This window comes from Streptomyces lydicus (assembly GCF_001729485.1).
GTDB lineage: Bacteria > Actinomycetota > Actinomycetes > Streptomycetales > Streptomycetaceae > Streptomyces > Streptomyces lydicus_D.
In genome coordinates, this window is sequence record NZ_CP017157.1 from 7,710,328 (window position 1) to 7,733,891 (window position 23,564).

Below are 23,564 nucleotides of genomic sequence, written 5' to 3' on the forward strand. Positions count from 1 at the left end.
CCCGCAGGACGAGCACTCCGACGAGCACTCCGCGGCACGGGGACACCTCAGAACGGGAACCGCGACCGCCCGTGCTGGATGGAGATCCACTTGGTCGTGGTGAAGGCTTCCACCATCGCGTCGCCGTTCAGCCGCCCCACGCCGGAGCTCTTCGCACCGCCGAAGGGAACGATCGGCTCGTCGTGCACCGTGGCGTCGTTGACGTGGAACATCCCGGTGTCGATCTGCTTGGCGAACCGCACCCCGCGCTCGATGTCGCCGGTGTGCACCGCGCCGCTCAGCCCGTACGGCGTGGCGTTGGTGAGCCGCACGGCCTCCTCGTCGCCGTCGAAGGGGATCAGCAGGACGACGGGCCCGAAGATCTCCTGGACGAGCAGCGGGGAGTCCTCCGGCAGGCCGCTCAGCACGGTGGGGGCCACGAGGGTGCCCCGGGTCTCGCCCTGGAGGAGCGCCGTGGCGCCGTCCGCGACGGCGCGGTCGACCAGCGAGGTGAGGGCGTCGGCCTGGCCCTCGTTGATCAGCGGGCCGATATGGGTCTGCGGGTCGGTGGGGTCGCCCACCTTCAGGGACGCGACCTTGGCGACGAACTTCTCGGTGAACTCCCGCTCGACGGCGCGGTCCACGAGGACGCGGTTGGCCGCCATGCAGACCTGGCCCTGGTGCACGAAGCGGCTGAAGACGGCGGCGTCCACTGCGTAGTCGAGGTCGGCGTCGTCGAGCACCACCAGAGCGCTGTTACCGCCCAGCTCCAGCACCGAGTGCTTGAAGTGCGCGGCGGCGACGGTCGCGACGTGCCGGCCGACCTTCTCCGAGCCGGTGAAGGAAATGGTCTTGGGCACCGGGTGGTCGATCAGCGCGTCGCCGATCTCGGCGATGTCGGTGACCACGACATTGAGCACGCCGGCCGGCAGACCGGCCTCCTCGAAGATCTTGCCGACCAGCCCGCCGCCGCAGATCGGGGTGTTCTGGTGCGGCTTGAGGACGACGGCGTTGCCGAGCGCGAGCGCCGGGGCGACGGACTTGACCGACAGCAGGAAGGGGAAGTTGAAGGGGCTGATGACCCCGACCACGCCGACCGGCAGGCGGTAGAGCCGGTTCTCCTTGCCGTCGATGGGCGAGGGCAGGATGCGGCCCTCGGCGCGCAGCGCCAGCTGCATCGCCTCGCGCAGGAATTCCCGGACGAGATGGAGCTCGAAGCCCACCTTGGCGAGCGTGCCGCCGACCTCCGCGGCGATCGCGTCGGCCAGCTCGGCCTCACGGTCGTCGATGATCCGCAGCGCGCGCTCGAAAACCAGGCGGCGGGTGTACGGATTGGTGGCACCCCACTCCCGCTGCGCGCGTTCGGCGGCGCGATACGCCTGGTCGATCTCCTCGACCGTGGCCACGGGTATCGAGGTCAGTTTCTCGCCGTTGTAAGGATTGAAGTCGACGATGTCCCATGAGCCGCTTCCGGAGCGCCACTCACCGTCGATGAACTGAAACGCCAACTCGTCGAAGTAGGACATGTCATCCCGATCTGGAGAACAGGGCGCTCAAGGCGCCGCATTGGGGGGTGCTGGCTCCTGATGGTCCGCCATCCTACCGACGCGTCACATGAGTTGGAGTAGACCACGCAAGAGGTCTCTGGTCTCCGACGGACCGGGGCCTTCTTCCTGGAGCCGGTCCATCACGCGCCCGTACTGGACCACCTCTTCCGGCTTGTCCAGATAGAGCGCACTCGTCAGCTGTTCCAGGAAGACGACGTCCGGCAGTCCCGACTCCTGGAAGCCGAGCATGGTGAAGGCGCCGAACTCGCCGGAGTGCCCGCCGAGACTGAAGGGCATGACCTGGAGGCGCACATTCGGCCGTTCGGAGACCTCGATGAGATGTCTCAACTGTTCGCGCATGACCTCGCGTTCGCCGTACGGGCGGCGCAGCGCGGCCTCGTCGAGCACGCAGTGGAACTGTGCGGGCCGTTCGGCCACGAGCAGCTTCTGGCGCTCCATGCGCAGCGCGACCCGGCGTTCTATGTCCGCGGGGGAGCCGTCGGGCATGCCCCGTCTGACCACCGCCTGGGCGTACGCCTCGGTCTGCAACAGGCCGTGCACGAACTGGACTTCGTAGACCCGGATGAGCGAGGTGGCTCCTTCCAGGCCGACATACGTCTGGAACCAGCTCGGCAGCACATCGGTGTAACTGTGCCACCAGCCCGCGACGTTGGCCTCGCGCGCCAGGGACAGCAGCGCCTCGCGCTCCTGGGCGTCGCTGACGCCGTAGAGCATGAGCAGGTCCTCGACGTCACGTGCCTTGAAGCTCACCCTGCCCAACTCCATGCGGCTGATCTTCGACTCGGACGCACGGATCGAGTAGCCGGCCGCCTCACGGGTTATCCCACGGGATTCACGCAGGCGACGGAGCTGCGACCCGAGCAGGATCCGCCGCACCACCGATCCGCTCGACTCACTTGCGGACACCTCTCAGACCCTCCTGTGACCCCCACCCGTCCAACAGTGGGCCGCAGTCTGCCACGTCCGGGCTTCGTTGAGTGCTCATCCGGTTACTGATATGTGCGGCTCCTGCACGCCCCCTTCAAGAATCGGCAGCAATAATTCGCCTGAAACCAGGGTGGGTTGTCGCAATCACGGCACGTGCACGTGCATCTGCCCTTGCATCTGTCTCGCACATTGGGAACCATAGGCGTCGCACGCATGCACGCTCGTGAAAGATCCGCCAGATCCGGCTGACCGGCCAGGGTCATGACGTCCGCGAACGCCAGGAGTGCCTCGCATGGGGACCAAGGTTTTGACCATGCTCGAGCCGTTATGGCAGGGCTTTCCTCCCGTCGACCCCCTGGCCGTCTCCGGTTCCGCGGCGTGCACACTCGCCCCGCGCTACGAATCGGTCAGCTCCGCGCGGAAGTTCACCCGGGAGACCCTGCAGGGCTGGGAGCTGGACGACCTGTTCGACTCGGTCGCCCTGGTCGTCTCCGAGCTCGTCACCAATGCGCTGCGGCACGCGATCCTCGCCGCCCCGGAACAGGCAGACGCGGTCCCGCCGGCCCGGCTCCACCTGATGCGCTGGTCACAGCGGCTGATCTGTGCCGTACGGGATCCGAGCGACGGTTCGCCGGTCGCCGGCGAGGCGGACTCCGCCGCCGAGTCGGGGCGCGGGCTGTATCTCGTGGAGTCCTTCAGTGACAGCTGGGGCTGGCACCCGCTGGCCGGGGTCACGCACGGAAAGATCGTGTGGGCGCTCTTCCGGCTCCCGTAGCCGGGACCGCCCCACGGCCGGCAGCGAAACGTGCGAGCGGGCGCCCGTCAGGTACGGGCGCCCGCTCGCACGTGCGTTACCTGCCCCCGCGCTCGCCCGCCCTCAGTCCCGTACGAGGTGGTCGAACTCCCCGTCCTTCACGCCGAGCAGCATCGCCCGGACCTCGGCGGGGGTGTAGACGAGCGCGGGGCCGTCCGGGAAGCGGGAGTTGCGCACGGCGATGTCGCCGCCGGGCAGTTTGGCGAACTCCACACAGGACCCCTGGGAGTTGCTGTGCCGGCTCTTCTGCCACGTCACCTCACGGAGATCCTTTGCGGCCATGCCGTTGTATGCGTGGGGCACTGGGATCTCCCGGTGATAAACGGTGTCAACTGCCCGGGATCATAGCTGCGTTCACATGCGAATGCATGCGCAGATGCACGTGCACGACAGCCGGTGCCGGGGCGGTCACCCCTCGTCGAGCACCGTCACCAGGCGCACCACGGGCGGCGGCGGCCGCCGCCCATGATGCGGCGCGCCTGTACCTGGGTACGGGCCGCCGGGGCCGAACCCCTCACGGACGGGGAAGAGACGTGCGCCACGCCCCTCGGGTTCCGGGGTCCGGGCGCCCGGCCCACCGGCACGACGTCGAGCGGCGCCGTCAACGGGTCCGCTTGCCGTAGCGGCGCTCGAAGCGCTCGACGCGGCCGGCCGTGTCCAGCACCCGGGCGGTGCCCGTGTAGAAGGGGTGACTCGCCGAGGAGATCTCGACGTCGATGACGGGATAGGTGTTGCCGTCCTCCCACTCGACCGTCTTCTCGCTGGTCGCGGTGGAGCGGGTCAGGAAGGCGTGGCCGGCGGCCCGGTCACGGAAGACGACGGGCCCGTAGGCGGGGTGGATTCCAGGCTTCATGGCGGTCTTCAGCGCTCCTCTCGGAAGGCGACGTGCCGGCCGGCCACCGGGTCGTACTTGCGCAGTTCCAGGCGGTCGGGGTCGTTGCGGCGGTTCTTGCGGGTGACGTAGGTGAACCCGGTGCCGGCGGTGGACCGGAGCTTCACGACCGGGCGTAGTTCGTTGCGAGCCATGCGGTTAGTATACGGAAATGGTTTCCATTTTCAATAGGCTCTCACCTGGGCCGATACCCCGAGGAGACGCACCGTGCCCGCGGTTCTGAAGATCAAGGACAGCGCACTCGTCAGAAACGGACGGCGGCGCATACGGGTGGCCCGCTACGCGGCCCGGCGCGCCGTCCACAGGGCCGTCACCCGCGACCCGCGCCCGCCACGGACGGCACGCGGCCCCCGGGGCGCCGGCCACGGGGCGTCGCCGGGCTCCACCCTCCGGGGCCGCCCCCTGGGACGGCCGGCCGGACGCTTCCGGTAATACTGGACAGAACGTCCGCCCCCGACGAAAGCGAGCGTGCCCGTGCTCCGCAACGCCTTCGAACCCTGGCACCTGATCCTGATCATCGCGGTGCTCGTCCTGCTCTTCGGCTCGAAGAAGCTGCCCGACATGGCCCGGGGCCTCGGCCGCTCGATGCGCATCCTCAAATCCGAGGCCAAGGCGCTCAAGGACGAGCAGCCCACCGAGGCGCCCCGCGCGGAGTCCGCCGTCGGCCACTGACGCCCGGCGAGCGGTCCGTCAGTGGTCGCCGCCCTCGTCGATCAGCCGCCGCACCTCGCGGTCGATCAGCCCCAGCCGGGCCTCGGCGACCAGCGGCACCGCGCGGCGCTGCCGGCGCGCCTCGGAGAGATCGATCTCGACGGTGACCAGCGACGGTTCCCACTTCGGCGCCTGCGCCACCACCGCGCCGCGCGGGTCCACCACTCGCGAACCGCCCCAGAACGACGCCCCGTGCTCATTGCCGACCCGGTTGACGAACACCACCCAGCACTGGAGCATCTTCGCCGTGTAGGACAGCAGGGTGTCCCAGTACAGCCCGGTGTCCATCGCCTCCGGGTCCAGGCTCGCCGCGCTGTTGGTCGGCACGAACAGCACCTCCGCGCCGTCCTGCACCGCCAGCCACGGCAGCACCGGCTGCCAGGCGTCGTTGCAGACGAGCGTCGCGCCCCGTCCCCCGCTCCCGGACCGGTTCAGCGCGTAGGCCCGCAGCGACTGCCCGGGGCTGACGTGCTTGCGTTCCTCCCAGGCCAGGTAATTGGGGAGGTAGAGCTTGCGGTGGGCGTGCAGCAGGGCACCCTCCGCGTAGTGCGCCGCGGTGTTGTAGGCGCGCAGACTGGTGTGTTCGTGGAAGCCGACCAGCACGTCCGGCCCCAGGGTGCTCAGCTCCAGCAGCCGCGGATCGCTCGCCTCGATCGACTCGTCACGCTTGAGTGCGCCCAAGTGGTAGCCGTGCAGGCTCAGTTCGGGGAACACGACGACGTCGGCGCCCTGGGCCGCGGCCTGCTCGATCTGCTCGCGGGCGATCGTGAGGTTCTCCGCCACCTCACCCAGCACGCAATCCGTCTGCGCCAGCGCAATGAGCATGTCCGCACCTCATCGACTCATCACTTTTGCGGCTTTCCTCGCCATTCTCCCAGAGGGCGGGCGGACCGGCACGGCCCCGCGGAGTCCCGTTCCCCTGCTTCAAACGCCCCGGCCGCGGTACGACGGGCCCGCGGTCGACCGCCCGGCGCCGCCGACGGCAGGCTCGACCGGGCGGCGCGGGCCGAGCGGCCCGCCGGACCCGCTCGGCCGGTCGCCGGGCCGGAACCCGTCCCGCGTCCCGGCCCGGCCCGTCTCACCTGCGCCGGGTACGGGCCCTGCGCAGCAGCAGCGCCCCTCCCAGCAGCAGCCCGCCACCGGCACCGGCCAGCATGCCGAGCTCGGCCGCGCCGGTGGACGCCAGCAGCGCGGAGCCGGCCGACGTACCGGCCCGCTCCACCGCCCCGACCCGGGGCTCCGCTGCGGCACGGTGCGGCGCGTCCCGGTGACCGGAGTGCGGCGCGAGCTCGACCGGGGGCGCGGCGCGGTGCCCGGCAGTCCGGGGCTCCGGCAGCGGCACCGGCCGGTGCGCCGGCTGCGGGACCTGGTGGCGGACCGGCTCCGGGGCGCTGCGGTGCGGCGCCGGCGGTGGCGGGGCCAGCGGGGGGCGCTGCGCGGCCGGCCACGGGGCACCGCCGGTCCCGCACGAGGCCCCCATGGCCGGGTTGAGCGCCGCGGCCCCGTCCACGGAGTTCCCGCACGCGTTGACCGGGGTGTCCACGCTGACCTGGATGCTGTTGCCGGACAGCACACCGGGCGAGTTGGTGGTGGCTCCCGCGGCGCCGGCGTCCGCGTACGCCACTCCGCCGCCCGCCCCGAGCGCGCCCGACGCGGCCGCGAGGAGCACGCACGTCTTCAGGCTCTGTCGCATCTGTCATCCCTCGTCTGCAGTTCGTGCCCACGGGCTGCCGCCCGCGCCCCCCGTGGTTCTGACACCGCCGGGCGGCCGGCAGCGCATACGCGGCGCCGACCGCCCGGAGACACAAGCGGTGGTACGGCCTGGGCCGTTGACCGTCAGTGGTTGCCGACGCCGTTGCCCGAGAGGATCGGGATGTCGTCGACGATGTGCGACAGCGGCTCGTCGCCCTTGGCCTGCGTCGAGTTCTTGACGCACTGCTGGACCTGCGGGTTCGACAGCACGTTGATGTCCTGGACGGTGATCGGGATGAAGCCGATCAGCGAGCCCACGTTGAGCTTCTGGGCGATGAGGCCCAGGCAGAAGTCGTTCAGGGAGCCCTGGACGAGACCGAGCTGGGTGCTCAGCTTTCCGTGGGTGGTGGAGTTGCCGTAGATCGACTTCGCCCCGTTGCCGTTGACCGACTGGGTGCCCTTCTGGTCGCCGACCGCCATGGCCTGCGGAGCGGCCGCAGCGGAAATACCGACCAGGGACGCAGCCACAGCCGCGCCCGCAATCATCTTCTTCATCACGCAAACCCTTCAGGTGACGGGACTCCCGGCACGAGAGCCCTATTTGAACAACCCGCCACGGGGGCCCGAGTTGCGCTGCGTCACCCGAATAGACGGCGTAGATTTTCACGAAAAGACGCCTCGGGCACAAATACCGGACCGACAATGCGATATTCCCCTGCCGGGCTTGCCGTCATGCGCTTTGTCCGGCCGCCGGGAAAGTCTCACGACAAAGGGCCCGCACCACCGACAAGACGGCTGCACAGGCCCTGAATCCATTCCGGCCGGCATGCCAATGCCCTGGCAACCCCATCAATTCGCAAGGGCATTGGCATGCTTCCCTCCACACACCATTACTAACGATCCGGCACCCCGGACTTCCGTCACGAGCACATAACAATTGCGGAACTCGGGAGGGCAGCAAAAACCCGGGCCACCCGGAAGAAGGAGGGCCGGGTGGCCCGGGTTCGCCTCAGCGGCTCAGTGGTTGCCGGCGCCGTTGCCCGAGAGGATCGGGATGTTGTCCAGGATGTGCGACAGCGCCTCGTCACCCTTGGCCTGCGTCGAATTCTCGACGCACTGCTGGGTCTGCGGCGAGGAAAGGACGTTGATGTCCTGGACGGTGATCGGGATGAGACCGATCAGCGAGCCGAGGTTCGCCTTGGTGGGCAGACCGATGCAGGGCTTGTTCAGCGAGCCCTGGATCAGACCGATCTGCGGGCTCATGTAGCCGTACGTGGTGGAGTTCCCGTAGAACTGCGTCGCACCATTGCCGTTGACGGAAGACGTCCCGTGCTGGTTACCGACCGCCATTGCCTGAGGGGCAGCAGCCGCGGCTACACCGACAATGGACGCAGTCGCGGCTGCGGTCGCCAGAGCCTTCTTGATCATTATAGGTCCTTCGTGTTTCGGGATGCCCTTGGGCCGGGCAGACTGCCCAACTCAAAAGGGCGTTTTTGGTTGTGCCCATTCACTCAAATGAGCTGGCGCCGTGATTCGTCTTGCCGATCGATTACGACGGCTCCGTCGAGGCGCATCGAGCGGAACAATTCCTGGGTGGCCGCACACACACCGAACGCCGACATGCGCATTTGAGCACCGCGAAATCCGGGTAGCCGCTCCGTTTTCACCGCACAACCCACAGGACAGCGGAGTCCGCGCGGCACCGGCTCTTCTCCGACCGGCCGGCCGCGCTCCCACCGTCCGGAAAACGGCTCCCGCGGACGTTACTTGAGCGGCAGACCGCCGAGCAGCGGGACGCTCTTGACCGCGCCCGTGGCGCTGCTGAGCAGCTTGTTCGCGTTGGCGGACTTGACCTTCTCACCGGCGGTCTTGACCTTCTTGACCAGCGGCCTGACCTGGTGACCGTCCAGCTGCCCGCTCTTCGTGCTCTGCAGGGCGTCCGCCAGCCCGCCGTTGAGACTCATCGTCGGGGCACCGGGCGGGGCCGCGACGGCGGGCGCGGCAAAACCCAGCGCCATCACGGAACCGGCGACAATCGCCGCAGACTTCGCGTGCTTCACTTTCAACTGTCCCTTCTCAGGCGGTGTTTGACCGGCCGCGACGCACGCGCCGCGTGAGCATTCACTTCGCTGCTCGGATCACCGCTTTCCACCTCACTAACGAGTTCCGTCGCCCGGAGAAACCCCTGAGGTTCCGCCTTCTTGACGACGCCACCCGAAAAGGTGCGGCCCCGGTGCTCCACCCGCGGCCGGGGACGCATATGCCGACCGGCCCCGATGCGCAGGAGACCGCGCACCGGGGCCGGGTCACCCGGCTCGAATTCCTTCGAGTCAGTGGTTGAGGCAGGTGTTGCCGAACGCCGGGTTCAGCAGACCGATGATGTCAATGGTGTTGCCACAGAGGTTGATCGGGATGTGGATCGGAACCTGAATGGCGTTGCCGGAGAGGACACCGGGGGAGTTCTTGGCGCCGCCGGCGGCACCCGCGTCGGCGAACGCAGGCGCAGCCGCGCCCACTGCCATCAGCGTGCCGGCAGTGACTGCTGCGACCTTTGCGTACTTCACTTTCAGCCCTTCCTGCAGCGGGTCCGTGGCGCACACGACCGTCGTGTCGCACGGGCGCGGATCTGCTCGCCCGTAACACCGCTGCCGATATTGGTAACGATTTCTCTTCGTGGACGAAACTCTTGCCGGGAGGTTTTCGGAGGAATCGCTCGAAGGGTGCACGACCGCTTCGCGAGATTGCCACCGCGCATACGACGCGGAAAACACACCGGAGTTCGCACAGACGAAGGACCCACCGAATACGGATTCCCACCGAGGGGAGGATCGAGAAATTCCGTCCCTACGGTTCGCAACGCGGCGCCGCAGCGCCCGGACCGCTGAGGAAGTGAGAGCCGGCGGTCCGGACCTGCGGCCGACGGGCGGCTCAGTGGTTGCCGACGCCGTTGCCGGAGAGCACCGGGATGGTGTCCAGGATGTGCGACAGCGGCTCGTCGCCCTTGGCCTGCGTCGAGTTCTCGACGCACTGCTGCACCTGCGGGTTGGACAGCACGTTGATGTCCTGAACGGTGATCGGGATGCCGATGAGCAGCGAACCGACGTTCAGCTTCTGGGCGATCAGGCCCAGGCAGAGGTCGTTCAGGGACCCCTGGACCAGCTCCAGCTGCGGGCTCATCTTGCCGTGCGTGGTGGAGTTGCCGTACACGGACTTGGCTCCGTTGCCGTTGACCGTGGCGGTGCCCTTGTGGTTGCCGACGGCCATCGCCTGGGGGGCGGCCGTTGCCGAGATGCCGACGACGGACGCGGCTACGGCCGTCGTGGCCAGGACCTTCTTGATCACGATTTACCCTTCTCGAAGCGGAGTGCCCGTATCCGGAGCGCACTGGTCAACTCGCTTCTGTGGGCGCGGTTTCGCCGTTTCACTCGAATGCCGCGAAACCATAAACACATATCACTGCACTCCGACCGATGGGCGGACCGCTCCGGGTCGCCCATCGGTCATATCAAAGGCCGGTACGGGGAATTGGTACCGGCCTTCGGCGCGCCGGGGCGCCCGGGTTATGGGTCCTTTGGGCCCCACACGGCTTTGAGCGACGGGGAGTTGAGGGCGATTGTTGCGGATGCCGTCCCAACAGGCTTGTGGTCAGGGCCCGTTGTCGGTGGCGTGCGGGGCAGCTGGTGGGGCTCGGGCGGCTGTGGGTGCGTACCGGTGGAGCGCGGCGTGTCCGCAGGTCGGGGCGATTGTCAGACCCGGGTGCAAGACTCGGAGGCATGAGATGGGCGGTGGCGGAGACGGGCGACGGGGGTGCTCGTCTCTGCCCGCTCGGACCGGACGGCCGGCCCGCGGGTCCGGTGGTGCGGGAGCCGTCGCTCGCCGAGGCGGTGCGGTCGCGGCCGGAGGTCGGGCGGTGGGTGTGGCGGTCCACCGCGGAGATCTACCGGCGGCTGCTGGCGGCCGGGGTGCGGGTGGAGCGGTGCTACGACGTGGAGGCCGCCGAGGCGCTGCTGATCGGCCACGAGGAGGGGCAGTCGGGGCAGCCTCGTTCGCTGGCCGCCGCCTGGGCGCGGCTGCGCGGTCTGCCGGTGCCGCCGGACGCTCCGGTGCGCGCGACCGAACCGCAGCCGTCCCTGTTCGAGCCGGGCCCGGTGCCGCTGCCGCCGGGCACGGACGAGATGACCGCGCTGCTGGAGGTCTACGCCGGCCAGTTGGCGCGTACGGGGAAGGCCGGGCATCCGGAGCGGATGCGGCTGCTGCTGGCGTCGGAGTCCGCGGGGATGCTGGTCGCGGCAGAGCTGCGCCGGGCCGGGGTGCCGTGGCGGGCGGACGTCCATCGGGCGCTGCTGGACGAGCTGTTGGGCGAGCGGTACCCGGGCGGGATGGAGACCCGTCGGCTGGCGGAGCTGGCGGACGAGGTGTCGCGGGCGTTCGGGGCGGGCGCGCGGGTGCGGCCCGATCTGCCGCAGGACATCATCAGGGCGTTCGCCGGCGCGGGGATCGCGCTGACCTCGACCCGCAAGTGGGAGCTGCAGCGGATCGACCATCCGGCGGTGGCGCCGCTGCTGGAGTACAAGAAGCTGTACCGCCTGCACACCGCCCACGGGTGGTCCTGGTTGCAGCAGTGGGTGCACGACGGCCGGTTCCGCCCCGAGTACCTGCCCGGGGGCACGGTCTCCGGGCGCTGGACGACCAACGGGGGCGGGGCGCTGCAGATCCCCAAGGTGATCCGGCAAGCGGTGCGCGCGGATCCGGGATGGCGGCTGGTGGTCGCCGACGCCGCCCAGATGGAGCCGCGGGTGCTGGCGGCCGTCTCCCGTGACCGCGGTCTGATGGAGGTGGCCGGCAGCGGCGAGGACCTGTACGCGGGTCTGGCGGCCCGCGCGTTCGGCGGTGACCGGGCGCAGGCCAAGCTGGGCCTGCTCGGGGCGATTTACGGTCAGACGTCGGGCGATGCGCTCAAGCACATGGCCGATCTGCGGCGCCGCTATCCGGCCGCGGTGGCGTACGTGGACGAGGCGGCTCGTGCGGGCGAGGAGGGGCGTCTGGTGCGCACGTGGCTGGGGCGTACCTGTCCGCCCGCGTCCGTGGCGCCACCCGACGAGGCGGGCCTGCTGCAGGAGGAGGAGCAGCCGGCGGCGTACGGCGGCGGTTCCGCGGCGGCCCGTGCCCGCGGCCGGTTCACCCGTAACTTCGTCGTGCAGGGCAGTGCCGCGGACTGGGCGCTGCTGGTGCTGGCGGCGCTGCGCCACGCGCTGTGGGAGGGCGGGCTCCGCGCCGAGCTGGTGTTCTTCCAGCACGACGAGGTGATCGTGCACTGTCCGGCGTCGGAGGCGGCAGTGGTGGCGGAGGCCATCGCGGCCGCGGCCGGGACGGCGGGGCGGATCGCCTTCGGGCGGACGCCGGTGCGCTTCCCGTTCACGACGGCGGTGGTGGAGTGCTATGCGGACGCGAAGTGATCAAAGGGCGGGGAACGGGGCAGGATGACCGGGACGAGGGGCCGGGGCGCGGGCGGCGTCGGTACGGGCGGAGGGCTCGCCGCGCAGCAGACCGGGCCCAGGCTGCTGGACGATCACGGGAGAGCTGGTATGACCTTGCCGCGGGGAACCGTCGTCCATCCTGAACTGGCGCCCTTTGTCGACAAGTTGCCGCCTTTCTCCGATCCGTACGCGGACATCGCCGCGACCCGTGAGCGGTTCCGTGCGCTGCTGGCCGCGACGCCGGCCGACCGCTCGGGAGTGGAGAGCCGACGTCATGAGGTGGTGCGGCCGGACGGCAGTGCGCTGACGGTCGAGGTCTACCGTCCGGAGGGTACGGGCGGCGGCCGGGGGGCCGCGCTGCCCGCCGTGCTGCACTTCCACGGCGGTGGCTACGCCATCGGCCGTGCGCTGCCCGGCCAGGACAAGACGGCGATCGAGCTCTGCCGTGAGCTGCCCGCCGTCACCGTCGCCGTCGAGTACCGCCTCGCTCCCGAGCACCGCTATCCGGCCGGGGTGGAGGACTGTTACCTGGCACTGGAGTGGACGGCGCGGCACGCGGCCGAACTCGGCATCGATCCGGAGCGGATCGCGGTCACCGGGAATTCCGCGGGCGGCGGGCTGAGCGCCGCGGTCGCCCTGATGGCCCGCGACCGCGGCGGGCCGGCGCTCGCCTACCAGTCGCTGTGCGTACCGGACGTGGACGACCGCGTCGCCGAGGAGCCGGTGCCGGCGGACGCGGACGACGCGCCGGATCCGCGGACGAACAGCCTGCGCACGATACGGCTGGCGTGGCGGCACTACCTGCCCGAGGGGGCGGTGGCGGACGCGTACGCCGCGGCGGCCCGGGCCACCGACCTCTCGGGGCTGCCGCCGGCGTACGTCCTGGTCTGCGACCTCGATCCGCTGCGCGATCCGGGGCTGGCGTACGCGCGTCGGCTGATGGACGCGGGGGTGCAGGTGACGGTCCGCAACGTGCCGGGCGCGTGGCACGGTTTCGAGCTGTACGCGCCGGAGACCCGGCTCGCGAAGGAGACGACCGCGCACCGCACCGGGCATCTGCGGGCGGCGCTGTACCCGGCGGGGAGTGCGAGCGGGTCTTCGGGCTCAGCCGCGGCCGGGCCCGTCCGGTCCTGACCCGCCGGGGCGGCCGCGGGCGGGGTCCGCTCCGGCCGGGGCCGCCTCCCCGGGCCGCCCTTCGGTCGGGGCCGGGGGCGTGGCGATCAGGCCGCGGGTGATCCGGACCATGGCGGCGACGAGCAGCTCACGGGGCTGGTCGGGGCGGTCCAGCCACCACAGCGCGAGGCCGTACAGCGAGCTGCGGATCGCCTCGCCGAGCGGCTCCAGTTCTGCCTCGGGGATGCCGGGCGCGAATTCGCGGAGCAGCGCGACGTCCGTCTCGCGCTGCCGGCGCTGCAGTTCGCGGTGGAAGTCCTGGACCTCGGCGTCCCCGGTGGTGTCGCGGAACATCAGGCGCCAGGTGTACGGGTGGGCCTGCACGTACCCGAACCAGGCGTCGTACATCGCCGTCATGCGGGTGTCCAGGTCACCTGCGCCGTGCAGGAGTTCACTGATCGGGGCGGCGGCGAGCTCGTCGCGGTGGCGCTCCAGCAGGGCCAGGTGCAGTTCCTGCTTGGAGTCGAAGTGGCGGTAGAGCATCGGCTTGCTCAGGCCCGCCTCGGCGGCGATCTCCCCGATGGTCGTGCCCGCGTAGCCGCTCTCGGCGAAGAGCCGGGCGGCGGTGTCCTCGATACGCGTCCTGGTCTCGGCGCGCGCGGCGCGGCTCCGGTCGATCCCGCTCATGCGGTCCCTCGCGATCTGGCTTGTTCCGATGGGTGTTTTCGGCTCGCCAACGCCGATGTGATGAAGGATACTGGGTCGTGTACCACTTGGTATACGCACGAGTAAGAAGTCTGGCCGAGCTACGGGGGCCCGCCGTGATTCTTTCCGTACACATCGCCGACCTCGGCGTCCGCTCGCTGCCGGGCGTCCTGCGCGCCCGCCCGGGACCGGCCGACACCCCCGGTCTGCGCTACGCCCGCACGACGTTCACCGGCGCCGTCGCCGCCGGCCCGCCCAGGCTGCGTCCCGGGCGGGCCGCGCTGATCGCCGCGTGGGAGGACGACGCCGCACTCGACCGCTTCCTCGCCGCCGGTCCGCTCGCACGGCAACTGGCCGGCGGCTGGCTGGTGCGGCTCCGGCCGGTGCGGGTCGCGGGCGCGTGGGGGCCGCTGCCGGTCCGGACCGACCCCGCTGCCGACGCGGCGCTCACCGAGGAGGACGGCCCGGTCGCCGTACTCACCCTCGGGCAGCTGCGGCTGCGGCGGGCCCTGCCGTTCCTGCGCGCCAGCTCCGCCGCGTCCGGCCGGGCCGCCGCCGACCCCGCGCTGGTCGCGTCCCTGGCGTTGGCGAGGCCGCCCCGCATGGTCGGCACGTTCTCCGTGTGGCGGAGCGTCTCGGCCATGCGGCAGTACGCCTACGGCTCCGCCGGGCCGCAGCACCGGAACGCGGTCAGGGAACACCAGGCGGACCCCTTCCACCACGAAGCGGCCTTCCTGCGCTGCCGGCCGTACGGCACGCGGGGCCTGCTGGACGGCCGGGAGCCGGTGACAGCGGCGTCGGTCGCACCTCCGCACGCGTCGCGGGACCGGCCCTGAGCCGACGGTGAGGCGCGGGGTGCTCTGCGCCGCCCGCCGGTGAGACGGGCGGTCCGTCGCCTCCCCGCCCGGTCAGTCCCCCCCGGTGAGGCCCGGTTCCGTTCGGCCCCGATCCGGCGGGCAGGTCCTAGACTCGCCGGGAGGGGCTCCCCGGGAGGAACGGGGCGCGCTGCAATCCCTGGATGTGCGGTACGAGTTGGCGACGGAGGGGAGCCGGCGGGATGAGCGCTGAAGCGACGGGGAGCGAGCCGGGCGAGCAGGCCGGGGCGGGCACGTACGGAACGGGCCCGCGCGCGGACGGGGACGAGAGCGGGGGCCCGGGCGAGCACGGGCCGGAACGGATCAACCCGCCTCATCTAGCGCCGCCGACGGGTTTCAGCCACGCGGTCCGCGCCGCCCCGGGCACGCTGGTCTTCCTTGCCGGGCAGACCGCCCTCGACGGCTCGGGGAAGATCGTCGGGGACGGCATCGTCGAGCAGTTCGAGCGGGCGCTGACGAACCTGCTGGAGGTCGCCGCGGCCGCCGGGGCGGGCCCGTCCGATCTCGCCAAGCTCACCGTGTTCGCGGTCGACGTCGCCGACTACCGCCGGCACGCCCGGGAACTCGGCCGGGTGTGGAAGCGACTGGTCGGGAGCGACTTCCCGGCGATGGCGGTGATCGGCGCGACCCGGCTGTGGGACGAGACGGCGCTGGTCGAGATCGAGGGCATCGCGGTGGTGCGGGAGCGGTAGCCCGCGGGCCGGCGCCGGAGCGGGCGTCCCCCTCCGGTTGCCCCCCCGTTCTCCCCTCCCGTCCCTCGCGTTCCTCCGTAACGCGGTCCCTCGTAACCGCGGTCCCTCGTGCCCTCCGGCACGGTCATTCCTTGTGGAACGCCACCAGCGCCTCGGCGTCCGCCGCGGTGAGGGAGATGCCGAACTCCGTTTCCAGCAGGGCCGGGAGCTCCTCCGGAGCGACCTCGCGCACCTCGCGGTTCCAGTCCGGGCGGGTGCGGGTGAACTCCCGCCCGACCAGCGTGCTGCGCCGGTCGGGCAGCGGGCGCTGCACCACCGTCTGACCGGTGAACGGCGAGCGCGGGTGGGTCGAGATGTAGTGGTTGAACACCGCGTAATCGGCCGGGTAGCGGCGCTCCGTCCCGAAGGCGTAGAGGTCGAACCAGCCGTCCTCGTGGCGGGTCCGCAGCACCCAGGTGCCCGTCTCGTCCTCCCGGACCAGGCCGAACGTCCAGCTGCCCTGCCGGGCCCGGACACCGTCGCGCAACGGCAGCGGTTCCAGCAGCGCCTCGCCGCCGAACCCGACGTCGGTGATCCACCGCTCGCCGTCCAGCTCCACCGCAAGCAGCGCGTGGGTGGCGGGGCGCAGGCGCCGCTCGCCCATGCGGGTACGCGCGCACAGGCCGGTGAGCGCGAAGCCGAGGCGGTCCAGGGCGGCGGCGTAGAGGAGGTTCTGCTCGTAGCAGTAGCCGCCGCGCCGCTGCCGGACCATCTTCGTCTGCAACGACTCCAGGTCCAGCGGGACGGGGCGGCCGAGCACGATCTCCAGGTTCTCGAAGGCGATCGACGCCGAGTGCGCGGCATGCAGGCCGCGCAGGGTTTCCGCGGTGGGCCGCCGGTCGCCCGAGTAGCCGATGCGGGCGAGATAGGCGTCCAGGTCCAGTTGCTCGCCACCCCACACGGATGCGGTCATCGCTGCGGCCTCCCCTGGTCATGGCTTCCTTGCCGGCGAGCCTAGGAGGCCGCGGCCCGCGCCGCGATCGGCCGTGGGGACCAAGGCGGTTGGGGACGGACCTGGGCCCATGGACGTACGGGGGTCGGCCGGGGCGTCTACGCCCCCGGTCGCCCGGACACGCGAAGGGCGCCCGTACCGGCCGGTTCTGCGGCGGTACGGGCGCCCCTGGGACGCCGCTCGGCTCCGGATGATCGACTCCGGAGGGTCAGTTCTGGACAGTCAGTTCCGGCTGCGGGCCGCCCCGACCGGGTCCTTCTGGAACGCCCAGGTCATCTTGGGTTCCATCGCCCACCGGAACGCCCGCTGGACGGGCGGGGTGCACAGCACGGTGATGACGGTGCCCGCGAAGAGCGTGATCAGCACCATGCCCCAGGGGGTGTGCACCCACGGGGTGTCGTACCAGTTCCCGAAGCGGGAGCCCTTGGCGAGGAAGCCGTGCAGCAGATATCCGTAGAGGGTGCCCGCGCCGAGCGCCGTGCACCACATCGTGCGGCCCGGGATCCAGGCGAAGAAGCAGGCCACCAGCACCAGCGAGCAGCCGAACATGGCCAGCGTCATCACCGCGCCGCTCCACCAGGGGGCGCCGAGTTCCTGGGCCGCGTCGCGGTGGTAGAACCACGCGGCGTTCATCCGCGGCGCCGCCCAGTACGCGAAGACCAGGGCGCCGGCGAAGACCGGCACGGCCAGGATGCGTGCCTTCTTGCGGCGGACAAGCTTGAAGTGCTCCGGACGCAGCGACAGCCCGATCACGAAGAACGGCAGGAACTGCAGCACCCGTTGGAGGTCCAGGTCATCGCCGATGTCCGGGGACACGGACGCCAGCACGGCGATGGCCAGGGCGAGCGGGACCGGCCAACGCACGATCTTCCACAGCGGGGTGGTCAGCCGCCAGATGAACAACGCCAGCAGGAACCACGTCAGGTACCAGGGGTCCGTCAGGCTGATCGGATAGTGCGGATCGTCGTCCGCCCACCTCTTGAAGAGCGTGTAGGCGACTTCGAAGAGGATGTACGGGACCGCGACTCCGGTGACCAGCCGCTGCAGCCGGTCCTTGCGCATGTCGAAACTGCGCGAGAAATAGCCGGAGATGATGATGAACGCCGGCATGTGGAAGGCGTAGACGGTGATGTAGAACGCCGCCGCGGTACGGCTCCCGTCCCGCAGGGGCTCCCAGGAGTGACCCATCGCCACCAGCACGATCGCCAGGTACTTGGCGTTGTCGAAGAAGGCGTCGCGGGATTTCGCGGAGGTGCCGGCCGGGGCGGGCGCGGCGGTCCGGCGCCTGCCGCCCTTGGCGCGGCCCCGGTGCGAGGCGGGAGCGGGAGCCGCGGCGGCGGCCGGGGCGGGCGCTCTGGTCGTCGTCGCGGTGGCACCGCCGGCCCGTTCCGGCACCAGGGCGTCCGCCCTGTGCGGGCTCTCCTGAGGCATCTGCCGCGGCGGGGGGAGCGGCACCCGCCGTTCGCCGTACGCCAGGAAATCGTTGTTCAAGGAGCCTCCCGAAACGAAAGCGGGGGAGGAACTGGACGCTGGCCCGCACCGGGCCGCACATCGGAACCCAAAAGCCAAATCCTGCGTCTTAGTTCTTTTACGGGAAGAGTGGCGGCGTCGAACATCTCAGGCACCTTAGCTCCGCCGCGGGAATCCCGTAAATCCCCGCCCTGCGCGGCCACACGCCACGCGTCCGCTCTCCACAGCTCCTTCACGCGGGACGGGGCACGGCGCTCGGGCCGACGCGGCCCGACGACCCACCGGATCCGGGCATTTCCCCCACATTCCCGTCCGCTGCCCCCTATTCAATAATGCCTTCGATCCCGCGCGCCCGCACCGACCGCCTGTTCGTGTTCTTCGCCACGTCCCAGGCATAGACCTCCAACGGCCGTCCGTGCGCGCCGCGCAGCCGGTGCACGGCCGCCAGCCAGCGCGAACTGGCCTCGGACAGCGGCGGGTTGATCTGGTCGGTGAACCGCGCGTAGCGTGCCAGGTCGGACACGGCGGGCGCGCCCAGAATTCCGGTGCGCACCTGTGGCAGGAGTGCGTGGACGGTCTTCACGCAGGCCACCGAGAAGCTCTGGATGACCAACCGGCTCCGGACATGGGCGGAATCCAGCCAGCCGCGCGCCCGCAGTTCCCGTACGACTCCCGCCTCGATTCCTGGATAGCGGCCAGGGGCTTTGATCTCCAGCAAAAGGCGCTGCCCATTGCGTTCCAGCCGGCGCAGATAGGCGTCCAGCGTCGGCACCCGCTCCCCCGCGAAGCGCGCCCCGAACCAGCTTCCGGCGTCCAGCCGGGCGATCTCGGCGGCGGTGAAGTCCCCGACCCGCCACGGCGCCCGCCCGGGGAACACCGTGGCGGCGTTCGTGGTCCGCTCCAGGGTGGTGTCGTGGATGACGACGAGTTGGCCGTCCTTGGTGCGCTGCACGTCGTTCTCGACCCATATGAGTCCGCGGCGACGGGCGGCGTCCACCGCGGCCAGCGTGTTCTCCGGTGCGTAACGGGAGGCGCCGCGGTGTGCGATGACCAGGGCCGGCGCGGCGGTGGGGCCGGCCCGCGCGGTGCGGGTCACGCCGATGTCGGCGAACTCCTCAGGCCGGTGGGCGACCGCGGACGAGGACACCGCCGCCGTCACCAGATACGCGACTCCGGCGGCGGGGATCCGCAACGATCTCCGAAGCATGCGGGAGCCTCCTGGTCCCCGTCCGCGGGCCGGCCGGGCTTTCTCCCCAACATGCCCGGGCCGCCCCGCCCCCGCCACGCGGACGAAGCACCGCCCGCACCGGCCCCGGGCGCCCCGCCCGGCCCCTTTGCCCAGGTCAGCACGGACCGGCCGGAGGACGTCGGCGAACGGGGACGGGCCCCGGGCCACCCGCCATCCGGGCGTCCCGGCGCGGCGGTGAGGCGGCGGGTGCCGCCGTGCCCGTCTCCCTTCGTGGCCCGGTCAGCGGCCGGTCCCCGGGGCTGACGGTTCGGCGTGAAGGATCCGAAAGCGATCGGGTTCCACCGGGTCCCGATCAGCGACCTGGACCGGCGTACCGGCCGATTGCCACACGCTGATGCCCGGCGTGCGGGAGAACCGGATCTGCCCGCGGGTGCCGTCGACAGCGACGCGCGGCCAGGACGCGGCGATGCGCGCCCGGTCCGTGCCGTGCGAACGCAGCACCTCGGCGAGGACGGCGACCGTGTCGTAGCCCTCGAAGGCGACGAAGGAGGGCGCCGCGCCCAGCCGCTCGCGCAGGACCGTCTCGACGCGTGCCCCGAGGGGGCTGAGGCGCTCGGGCAGGTAGCGCAGGAACGGGATCGCTGAGCCGTCGTCGCCCAGCAGCGCCGCCCACTCGGCGAACTCCGGTTGCCCTGCCGGAGCACCGATCATGATCCCGGCGAGGCGCTGGTCGCGGCGGACGGCCTTGACGATCGACACCGCCGGCTCCGGGTGGCCGGTCAGCAGGAGCAGGGCTGTCGCGCGATGGTGGACCAATTCGTCGCACACGGCCGTGGGGGCGAGCGCGCCGCTGTCGAGTTCGATGACGGTGCCGCCGCGCGGAGCGAGGTGGTCCCGCAGAATGCGGGCCCCGGATGCCCAGTAGACACTCGGCTGCGCGGCTACGGCGATGCGGCCGCGGCCCGCGCCGAGGAGGAAGTCCGCGTAGATCCGCCAGCCGCGGGACTGCGGCGGGGCAAGGCGCGCGACCCATTCCGTCGGCTGTTCGGTGAGCGCGTCGAGAACCGCTGACGAGCAGAGGAACGGCAGGCCGAGGACGTCGGCCCGGGTGGCGGCGGCGCGCGCGACGACGCTGTGATACTCCCCCGCCAAGGCGGCCACGCCCAGGCCGGCCAGTTCGTCCACGGCCGCCACGGCCCTCTGGGGATCAGCGGCGGTGTCCCGGACCACCATCTCCAGGGGTCTCCCGACGATCCCGCCGCCGGCGTTGACTTCGCGGACGGCCGTCTCGAGTCCGGCGAGCAGGTGCTGCCCCGCCTCTACCCAGCCGGGCCGGGTCAGCGGCACGAGAGCCCCGATCCGCACTGGTGAACCGTCAGTCCGCTGCGCTCCGGCTGACGATGACGATGGTGACGTATGCATGCGTGGGCGCCTCCCGCGTGACGTTGCGTTCGCAGGTCGCCCGGATCGCCGAGCGGCACGGCCCGGAGGTACGCACCCCCGCGACGCCCCTCTCGTCTCGCCGCGGCGAGCGCACCTGCGTGATCATGCCGGACATTGCATCCATCACCATTACCGGCAGGCAACCCCTCGCGTCGGGTGGCTGGCGAGAGCCTCGTAGCCGCCGCTCGCGCAGGCGCACGCAGCGTCGCTCATGACGTTCCGGACGGCCTCGCTCTGGCCCGCCGCTTCCGGCACACAGGGTGGAATGAAACCGGAGCGGATCCATACACAAAAGGTGTCGGAGTCCATGTGGACGGTTGGCCTTTCAGCTGCCGCGGCCAGATTCTCCGCGATGGCGGACTTTCCAGATCCAGGCGGTCCACCGAGAAGCCTGATCCGACCGAATTGCGAAGTGCCGCAATAAAGAATTACGTCAAGGGACGCACCGGGTGAGCCGCGCCACGCGGCGCCCGGGCGAGTGCTTCGTCCCCCCTCCCCCAAGCCCCGCGGGGAACGCCACCGAGACCAGAACCGAGACCGCCACCACCCGCGCCACCCGTTCCCGCCGGCGTCGCCGCCTCCACTGACCGTGGGCCACCAGATCTGGCGTGCCAGCTGCTGGCAACGGACGCCCTGTTGTGGTCCAAGGGGTTCCTAGGTTGCGTCGGATGCGTGGGTGAACTCCCGGATGAGTTGGGCGAGTTTTGTCGGCTGGTCCAGGGGGACGAGGGTGTAGCTGTCTGCTATCTCGACCAGCCGTCCGTGGGGGAGGAGTTCGGCGAGGCGTCGGCCGTGCTCGGGTGGCATCACGCGGTCTCCGCTTGCCCAGACCACGAGGGCGGGGGACGTGAAGCTCCGCAGGCGTTCGGCCGCGGCGAGCAGGAGGTTGGTGTCTGCCGCTGCGGCTCGCAGTGTTCGTACGGCGTCGTGGCGGATCTCGGGCTGCTTCATGACCGGCTTCGTCCACCGGGCGGTGGCGGCGTCTCCGCGCAGTGTCAGCCACCCGAACGCGATCGGGAGGCGGCGGAGCGGCCGCAGCCTCATCTGCTGCATGAACAGCCCGAACATCCAGGGCGGGAGCTTGCCGGTGAGCACGAGTGTCTTGCCTGTCAGTCCTGGCGGGAAGTTGTCGAACGCATCGCATGAGACGAGCACAGCCCGTCCCACGCGTGCGGCGCCGTCACACATGAGCAGTTGGACGAGTGCTCCGCCGGTGTCGTTGCCGACGAGGGTGACGTCGTGGAGATCGAGGCGGTCGAGGAACTCCGTGACCAGCCGTGCCACCCCGGGCAGCGAGAGGTCGGCGTCGGCGTGCATCGCGCGACGGTGCGCGCCCAACGGCAGCGTCGGTGCCACGCACCGGTGGTCGGCGGACAGATCGGCGATCGGTCCGTCCCACAGCGAGGCGTCCATCATCAGCCCGTGCAGGAGCACCACCGTAGGGCCGTCGCCGCCGGTGTCCTCGTATTCGATTGTCCCGGCGGACAGTTCGATCTCTCTCATGTCGATCTCCCTCATGTCCGTTGGTGCAGCGGGGAATCTTCTGATGCGGCGGGGAGTCCGTCATGCGGCGACATCGGTGTCGCCTGGCGGGTGCCGTGCGATGTTTCCGTCGCATTGGCGATCAAGGCTCCGAACGCGAGCACGGCCGCGCCTGTCCGCACGCCGTGGGCGATCTGCCAGTGATCACGTACGGTCGCCCAGTCCCCGGGCGGCGCCTGCGCATTCCAGTCGAGCTGGTCGGCGTTGATGGGCATGTTGATCACAAGCGTCAGGGCGAGGATCCCGACCAGCAGGGTGAGGGCCATCAGCGTCAACCAGGGGGTGCGTCCTGACGCCTTGAACGTGAAGGCGACGAGCAATGCCGTGGTGATCAGTGCCGGCAGGAGCGTGAAGACCGCGAGCTTGTCCAGCGAATCGAGTTCGACCTGGCGGACCTGGGTGTACACGTGACGGTCGAAGCCCCGCAGGGACAGTTCGAGGACGAGCACGGAGACGAGGAAACCCGCGAAGACGCCCGAGAAAAACAGGCTGGCCCACCGCACGACCTTGGCAACCGGACTGTTCGGCACGTTTGTTCCTCCCTGTCGCGGCCGCGGGCTCATGAGCCGGCCGGGGCCGCGAAGGCGGCGATGTTGTCGGCGGCCCACGCGGCGAAGGTGAGTGCGGGGCGGCCCAGGAGCTGCTCCACGGTGTCCGTGGACGGGCCCGGCGTGCTCGCGTAGTCGGCCAGGGAGCCAAGGAGCCGGTCGGGGAGGTCCTCAGCCAGGCCCTGGGCGAGCATGGCCTGGCGGACCTGTTCGGGAGCGAGCTCCTGGAAGGACAGGTCCCGGCCTATGGCTTCGCCGATGAGGCGGACCTTGTCCCGCTGGTCGAGCGACTGTGGGCCGGTGAGCACATAGGCGCGCCCCGCGTGCACTGCGTGCCCGGGGCCCGCCAGTGCCCGTAGGGCCACCTCTGCGATGTCGCGCTGGTGGATCGGCGAGGTCGCCGCGTCGCCGTAGGCGCCACGCACGACGCCGGTCGCGCGGATCTGCGGGGCCCAGGCCAGCGCGTTGGCGGCGAAGTCGGCGCACCGCAGGAACGTCCATCGCAGGCCGGAGTCCCTGACGGCTTCCTCCACCGCTCTGAACTCGTCGGCGAACCGCCGGTGGCCGGCAGGGTGCTCCACGGTCGCGGCTGACAGCACCACCACCCGCCGCGCGCCCCGAGCCGCAGCCAGCGACAGCAGCTCGGCGGCGGCCCCACTGACGGCGCGCGGGCTGAGCAGGAGCGCCTCGACGCCGTCCGGCAATGCTGTGAGGCTGTCCGGTCTGGACGGATCCCCATGCACGACCTGCGCACCATCGGGCAGAGCGGCGGCTGGATCGCGGGTTACCGCCACCACCTTCTCGCCGGCTTCCAGCAAGAGGTTCACCGCTTCCCGTCCGACGCTCCCGGTCGCTCCAATCACCACGAACATGCCTATGCCCCCTCATTCCGACCCCCGTCATTCGGGTGCCGTAATATACGAGAACCGTAGCATA

At 70.8% G+C, this 23,564-nt stretch carries 26 protein-coding genes; 6 read left to right on the plus strand and 20 right to left on the minus strand.

The annotated features are described in order from the left end of the window. Positions 1 to 47: 47 nt before the first annotated feature. Positions 48 to 1,505 (minus strand): aldehyde dehydrogenase family protein, encoded by a 1,458-nt coding sequence (locus tag SL103_RS33470; protein ID WP_069572703.1) that lies wholly within the window; start codon positions 1,503 to 1,505, stop codon positions 48 to 50. A gap of 84 nt (positions 1,506 to 1,589) precedes the next feature. After that, positions 1,590 to 2,453, minus strand: coding sequence for a helix-turn-helix domain-containing protein (locus SL103_RS33475; RefSeq protein WP_069572705.1), 864 nt, complete (start codon positions 2,451 to 2,453; stop codon positions 1,590 to 1,592). 313 nt (positions 2,454 to 2,766) lie between these two features. Here SL103_RS33475 and SL103_RS33480 point away from each other — a divergent pair, with 313 nt between their 5' ends. After that, the gene (locus tag SL103_RS33480) at positions 2,767 to 3,249 is read left to right on the plus strand and encodes an ATP-binding protein (protein WP_079146112.1); all 483 of its coding nucleotides are present in this window, start codon (positions 2,767 to 2,769) and stop codon (positions 3,247 to 3,249) included. 102 nt (positions 3,250 to 3,351) lie between these two features. On the opposite strand, the gene SL103_RS33485 is transcribed toward SL103_RS33480, so the two are convergent. The 3 genes from SL103_RS33485 to rpmG form a co-directional block, all read right to left on the minus strand. Next, complete coding sequence (locus SL103_RS33485; protein WP_069572706.1) at positions 3,352 to 3,591, minus strand: DUF397 domain-containing protein; 240 nt, start codon at positions 3,589 to 3,591, stop codon at positions 3,352 to 3,354. Positions 3,592 to 3,889: 298 nt separating this feature from the next. Continuing rightward, positions 3,890 to 4,141 (minus strand): type B 50S ribosomal protein L31, encoded by a 252-nt coding sequence (locus tag SL103_RS33490; RefSeq protein WP_069572707.1) that lies wholly within the window; start codon positions 4,139 to 4,141, stop codon positions 3,890 to 3,892. An 8-nt stretch (positions 4,142 to 4,149) separates the two neighbouring features. Then, positions 4,150 to 4,314: a 50S ribosomal protein L33 gene (rpmG, locus tag SL103_RS33495; RefSeq protein ID WP_033268933.1), complete on the minus strand. Its 165-nt coding sequence runs from the start codon at positions 4,312 to 4,314 to the stop codon at positions 4,150 to 4,152. A gap of 334 nt (positions 4,315 to 4,648) precedes the next feature. On the opposite strand from rpmG, the gene tatA reads away from it, so the two are divergent. Continuing rightward, entirely contained in the window at positions 4,649 to 4,852 is a 204-nt protein-coding gene (gene tatA / locus SL103_RS33505) for a Sec-independent protein translocase subunit TatA (RefSeq protein WP_244304103.1), read from the plus strand. An 18-nt stretch (positions 4,853 to 4,870) separates the two neighbouring features. On the opposite strand, the gene SL103_RS33510 is transcribed toward tatA, so the two are convergent. The 7 genes from SL103_RS33510 to SL103_RS33540 form a co-directional block, all read right to left on the minus strand. Next, positions 4,871 to 5,716, minus strand: coding sequence for a nitrilase-related carbon-nitrogen hydrolase (locus SL103_RS33510; protein ID WP_069572710.1), 846 nt, complete (start codon positions 5,714 to 5,716; stop codon positions 4,871 to 4,873). A gap of 253 nt (positions 5,717 to 5,969) precedes the next feature. Continuing rightward, positions 5,970 to 6,584 carry a chaplin gene (locus SL103_RS37465; RefSeq protein WP_069572711.1) on the minus strand — a complete coding sequence of 205 codons (615 nt, stop codon included), beginning with the start codon at positions 6,582 to 6,584 and terminating at the stop codon, positions 5,970 to 5,972. Between the two features lie 143 nt (positions 6,585 to 6,727). Then, positions 6,728 to 7,138, minus strand: a complete 411-nt coding sequence (locus SL103_RS33520; protein ID WP_069572713.1) for a rodlin — start codon at positions 7,136 to 7,138, stop codon at positions 6,728 to 6,730. A gap of 462 nt (positions 7,139 to 7,600) precedes the next feature. Continuing rightward, the gene (locus SL103_RS33525) at positions 7,601 to 8,011 is read right to left on the minus strand and encodes a rodlin (protein ID WP_069572714.1); all 411 of its coding nucleotides are present in this window, start codon (positions 8,009 to 8,011) and stop codon (positions 7,601 to 7,603) included. A 335-nt stretch (positions 8,012 to 8,346) separates the two neighbouring features. Then, the gene (locus SL103_RS33530) at positions 8,347 to 8,643 is read right to left on the minus strand and encodes a hypothetical protein (protein ID WP_069572715.1); all 297 of its coding nucleotides are present in this window, start codon (positions 8,641 to 8,643) and stop codon (positions 8,347 to 8,349) included. Positions 8,644 to 8,913: 270 nt separating this feature from the next. Next, the gene (locus SL103_RS33535) at positions 8,914 to 9,147 is read right to left on the minus strand and encodes a chaplin (protein ID WP_069572716.1); all 234 of its coding nucleotides are present in this window, start codon (positions 9,145 to 9,147) and stop codon (positions 8,914 to 8,916) included. A gap of 364 nt (positions 9,148 to 9,511) precedes the next feature. Beyond that, entirely contained in the window at positions 9,512 to 9,925 is a 414-nt protein-coding gene (locus SL103_RS33540) for a rodlin (protein ID WP_069572718.1), read from the minus strand. A 431-nt stretch (positions 9,926 to 10,356) separates the two neighbouring features. Here SL103_RS33540 and SL103_RS33545 point away from each other — a divergent pair, with 431 nt between their 5' ends. Both SL103_RS33545 and SL103_RS33550 read left to right on the plus strand, forming a co-directional pair. Further along, complete coding sequence (locus SL103_RS33545; protein ID WP_069572719.1) at positions 10,357 to 12,039, plus strand: bifunctional 3'-5' exonuclease/DNA polymerase; 1,683 nt, start codon at positions 10,357 to 10,359, stop codon at positions 12,037 to 12,039. Positions 12,040 to 12,168: 129 nt separating this feature from the next. After that, on the plus strand, positions 12,169 to 13,194 hold the full coding sequence (locus SL103_RS33550) for an alpha/beta hydrolase (RefSeq protein WP_069572721.1): 1,026 nt from the start codon (positions 12,169 to 12,171) through the stop codon (positions 13,192 to 13,194). Here the strand turns inward: SL103_RS33550 and SL103_RS33555 are convergent. Beyond that, positions 13,165 to 13,860: a TetR/AcrR family transcriptional regulator gene (locus SL103_RS33555; protein WP_079146113.1), complete on the minus strand. Its 696-nt coding sequence runs from the start codon at positions 13,858 to 13,860 to the stop codon at positions 13,165 to 13,167. The genes SL103_RS33550 and SL103_RS33555 overlap by 30 nt on opposite strands. Positions 13,861 to 13,994: 134 nt before the next feature. On the opposite strand from SL103_RS33555, the gene SL103_RS33560 reads away from it, so the two are divergent. Together SL103_RS33560 and SL103_RS33565 are read left to right on the plus strand one after the other, a co-directional pair. Then, the gene (locus SL103_RS33560; RefSeq protein WP_069572723.1) at positions 13,995 to 14,714 is read left to right on the plus strand and encodes a spheroidene monooxygenase; all 720 of its coding nucleotides are present in this window, start codon (positions 13,995 to 13,997) and stop codon (positions 14,712 to 14,714) included. Between the two features lie 341 nt (positions 14,715 to 15,055). After that, positions 15,056 to 15,445: a RidA family protein gene (locus tag SL103_RS33565; RefSeq protein ID WP_069574351.1), complete on the plus strand. Its 390-nt coding sequence runs from the start codon at positions 15,056 to 15,058 to the stop codon at positions 15,443 to 15,445. Positions 15,446 to 15,569: 124 nt separating this feature from the next. Here the strand turns inward: SL103_RS33565 and SL103_RS33570 are convergent, their stop codons facing one another. The 7 genes from SL103_RS33570 to SL103_RS33600 form a co-directional block, all read right to left on the minus strand. Continuing rightward, on the minus strand, positions 15,570 to 16,397 hold the full coding sequence (locus SL103_RS33570; protein WP_069572725.1) for an arylamine N-acetyltransferase family protein: 828 nt from the start codon (positions 16,395 to 16,397) through the stop codon (positions 15,570 to 15,572). A 261-nt stretch (positions 16,398 to 16,658) separates the two neighbouring features. Beyond that, positions 16,659 to 17,927, minus strand: a complete 1,269-nt coding sequence (locus tag SL103_RS33575) for an acyltransferase family protein (RefSeq protein ID WP_432215378.1) — start codon at positions 17,925 to 17,927, stop codon at positions 16,659 to 16,661. A 301-nt stretch (positions 17,928 to 18,228) separates the two neighbouring features. Next, on the minus strand, positions 18,229 to 19,113 hold the full coding sequence (locus SL103_RS33580; RefSeq protein WP_069572726.1) for a glycerophosphodiester phosphodiesterase: 885 nt from the start codon (positions 19,111 to 19,113) through the stop codon (positions 18,229 to 18,231). Between the two features lie 261 nt (positions 19,114 to 19,374). Beyond that, the gene (locus tag SL103_RS33585; protein WP_069572727.1) at positions 19,375 to 20,517 is read right to left on the minus strand and encodes an ABC transporter substrate-binding protein; all 1,143 of its coding nucleotides are present in this window, start codon (positions 20,515 to 20,517) and stop codon (positions 19,375 to 19,377) included. Positions 20,518 to 21,192: 675 nt separating this feature from the next. Then, the gene (locus tag SL103_RS33590) at positions 21,193 to 22,041 is read right to left on the minus strand and encodes an alpha/beta fold hydrolase (RefSeq protein ID WP_069572728.1); all 849 of its coding nucleotides are present in this window, start codon (positions 22,039 to 22,041) and stop codon (positions 21,193 to 21,195) included. Positions 22,042 to 22,052: 11 nt separating this feature from the next. Further along, on the minus strand, positions 22,053 to 22,610 hold the full coding sequence (locus SL103_RS33595; protein ID WP_069572729.1) for a DUF1772 domain-containing protein: 558 nt from the start codon (positions 22,608 to 22,610) through the stop codon (positions 22,053 to 22,055). A 29-nt stretch (positions 22,611 to 22,639) separates the two neighbouring features. Next, a complete protein-coding gene (locus tag SL103_RS33600) occupies positions 22,640 to 23,500 on the minus strand; it encodes an NAD(P)H-binding protein (protein ID WP_069572731.1) in 861 nt (286 codons plus the stop codon). Between the last annotated feature and the right edge of the window lie 64 nt (positions 23,501 to 23,564).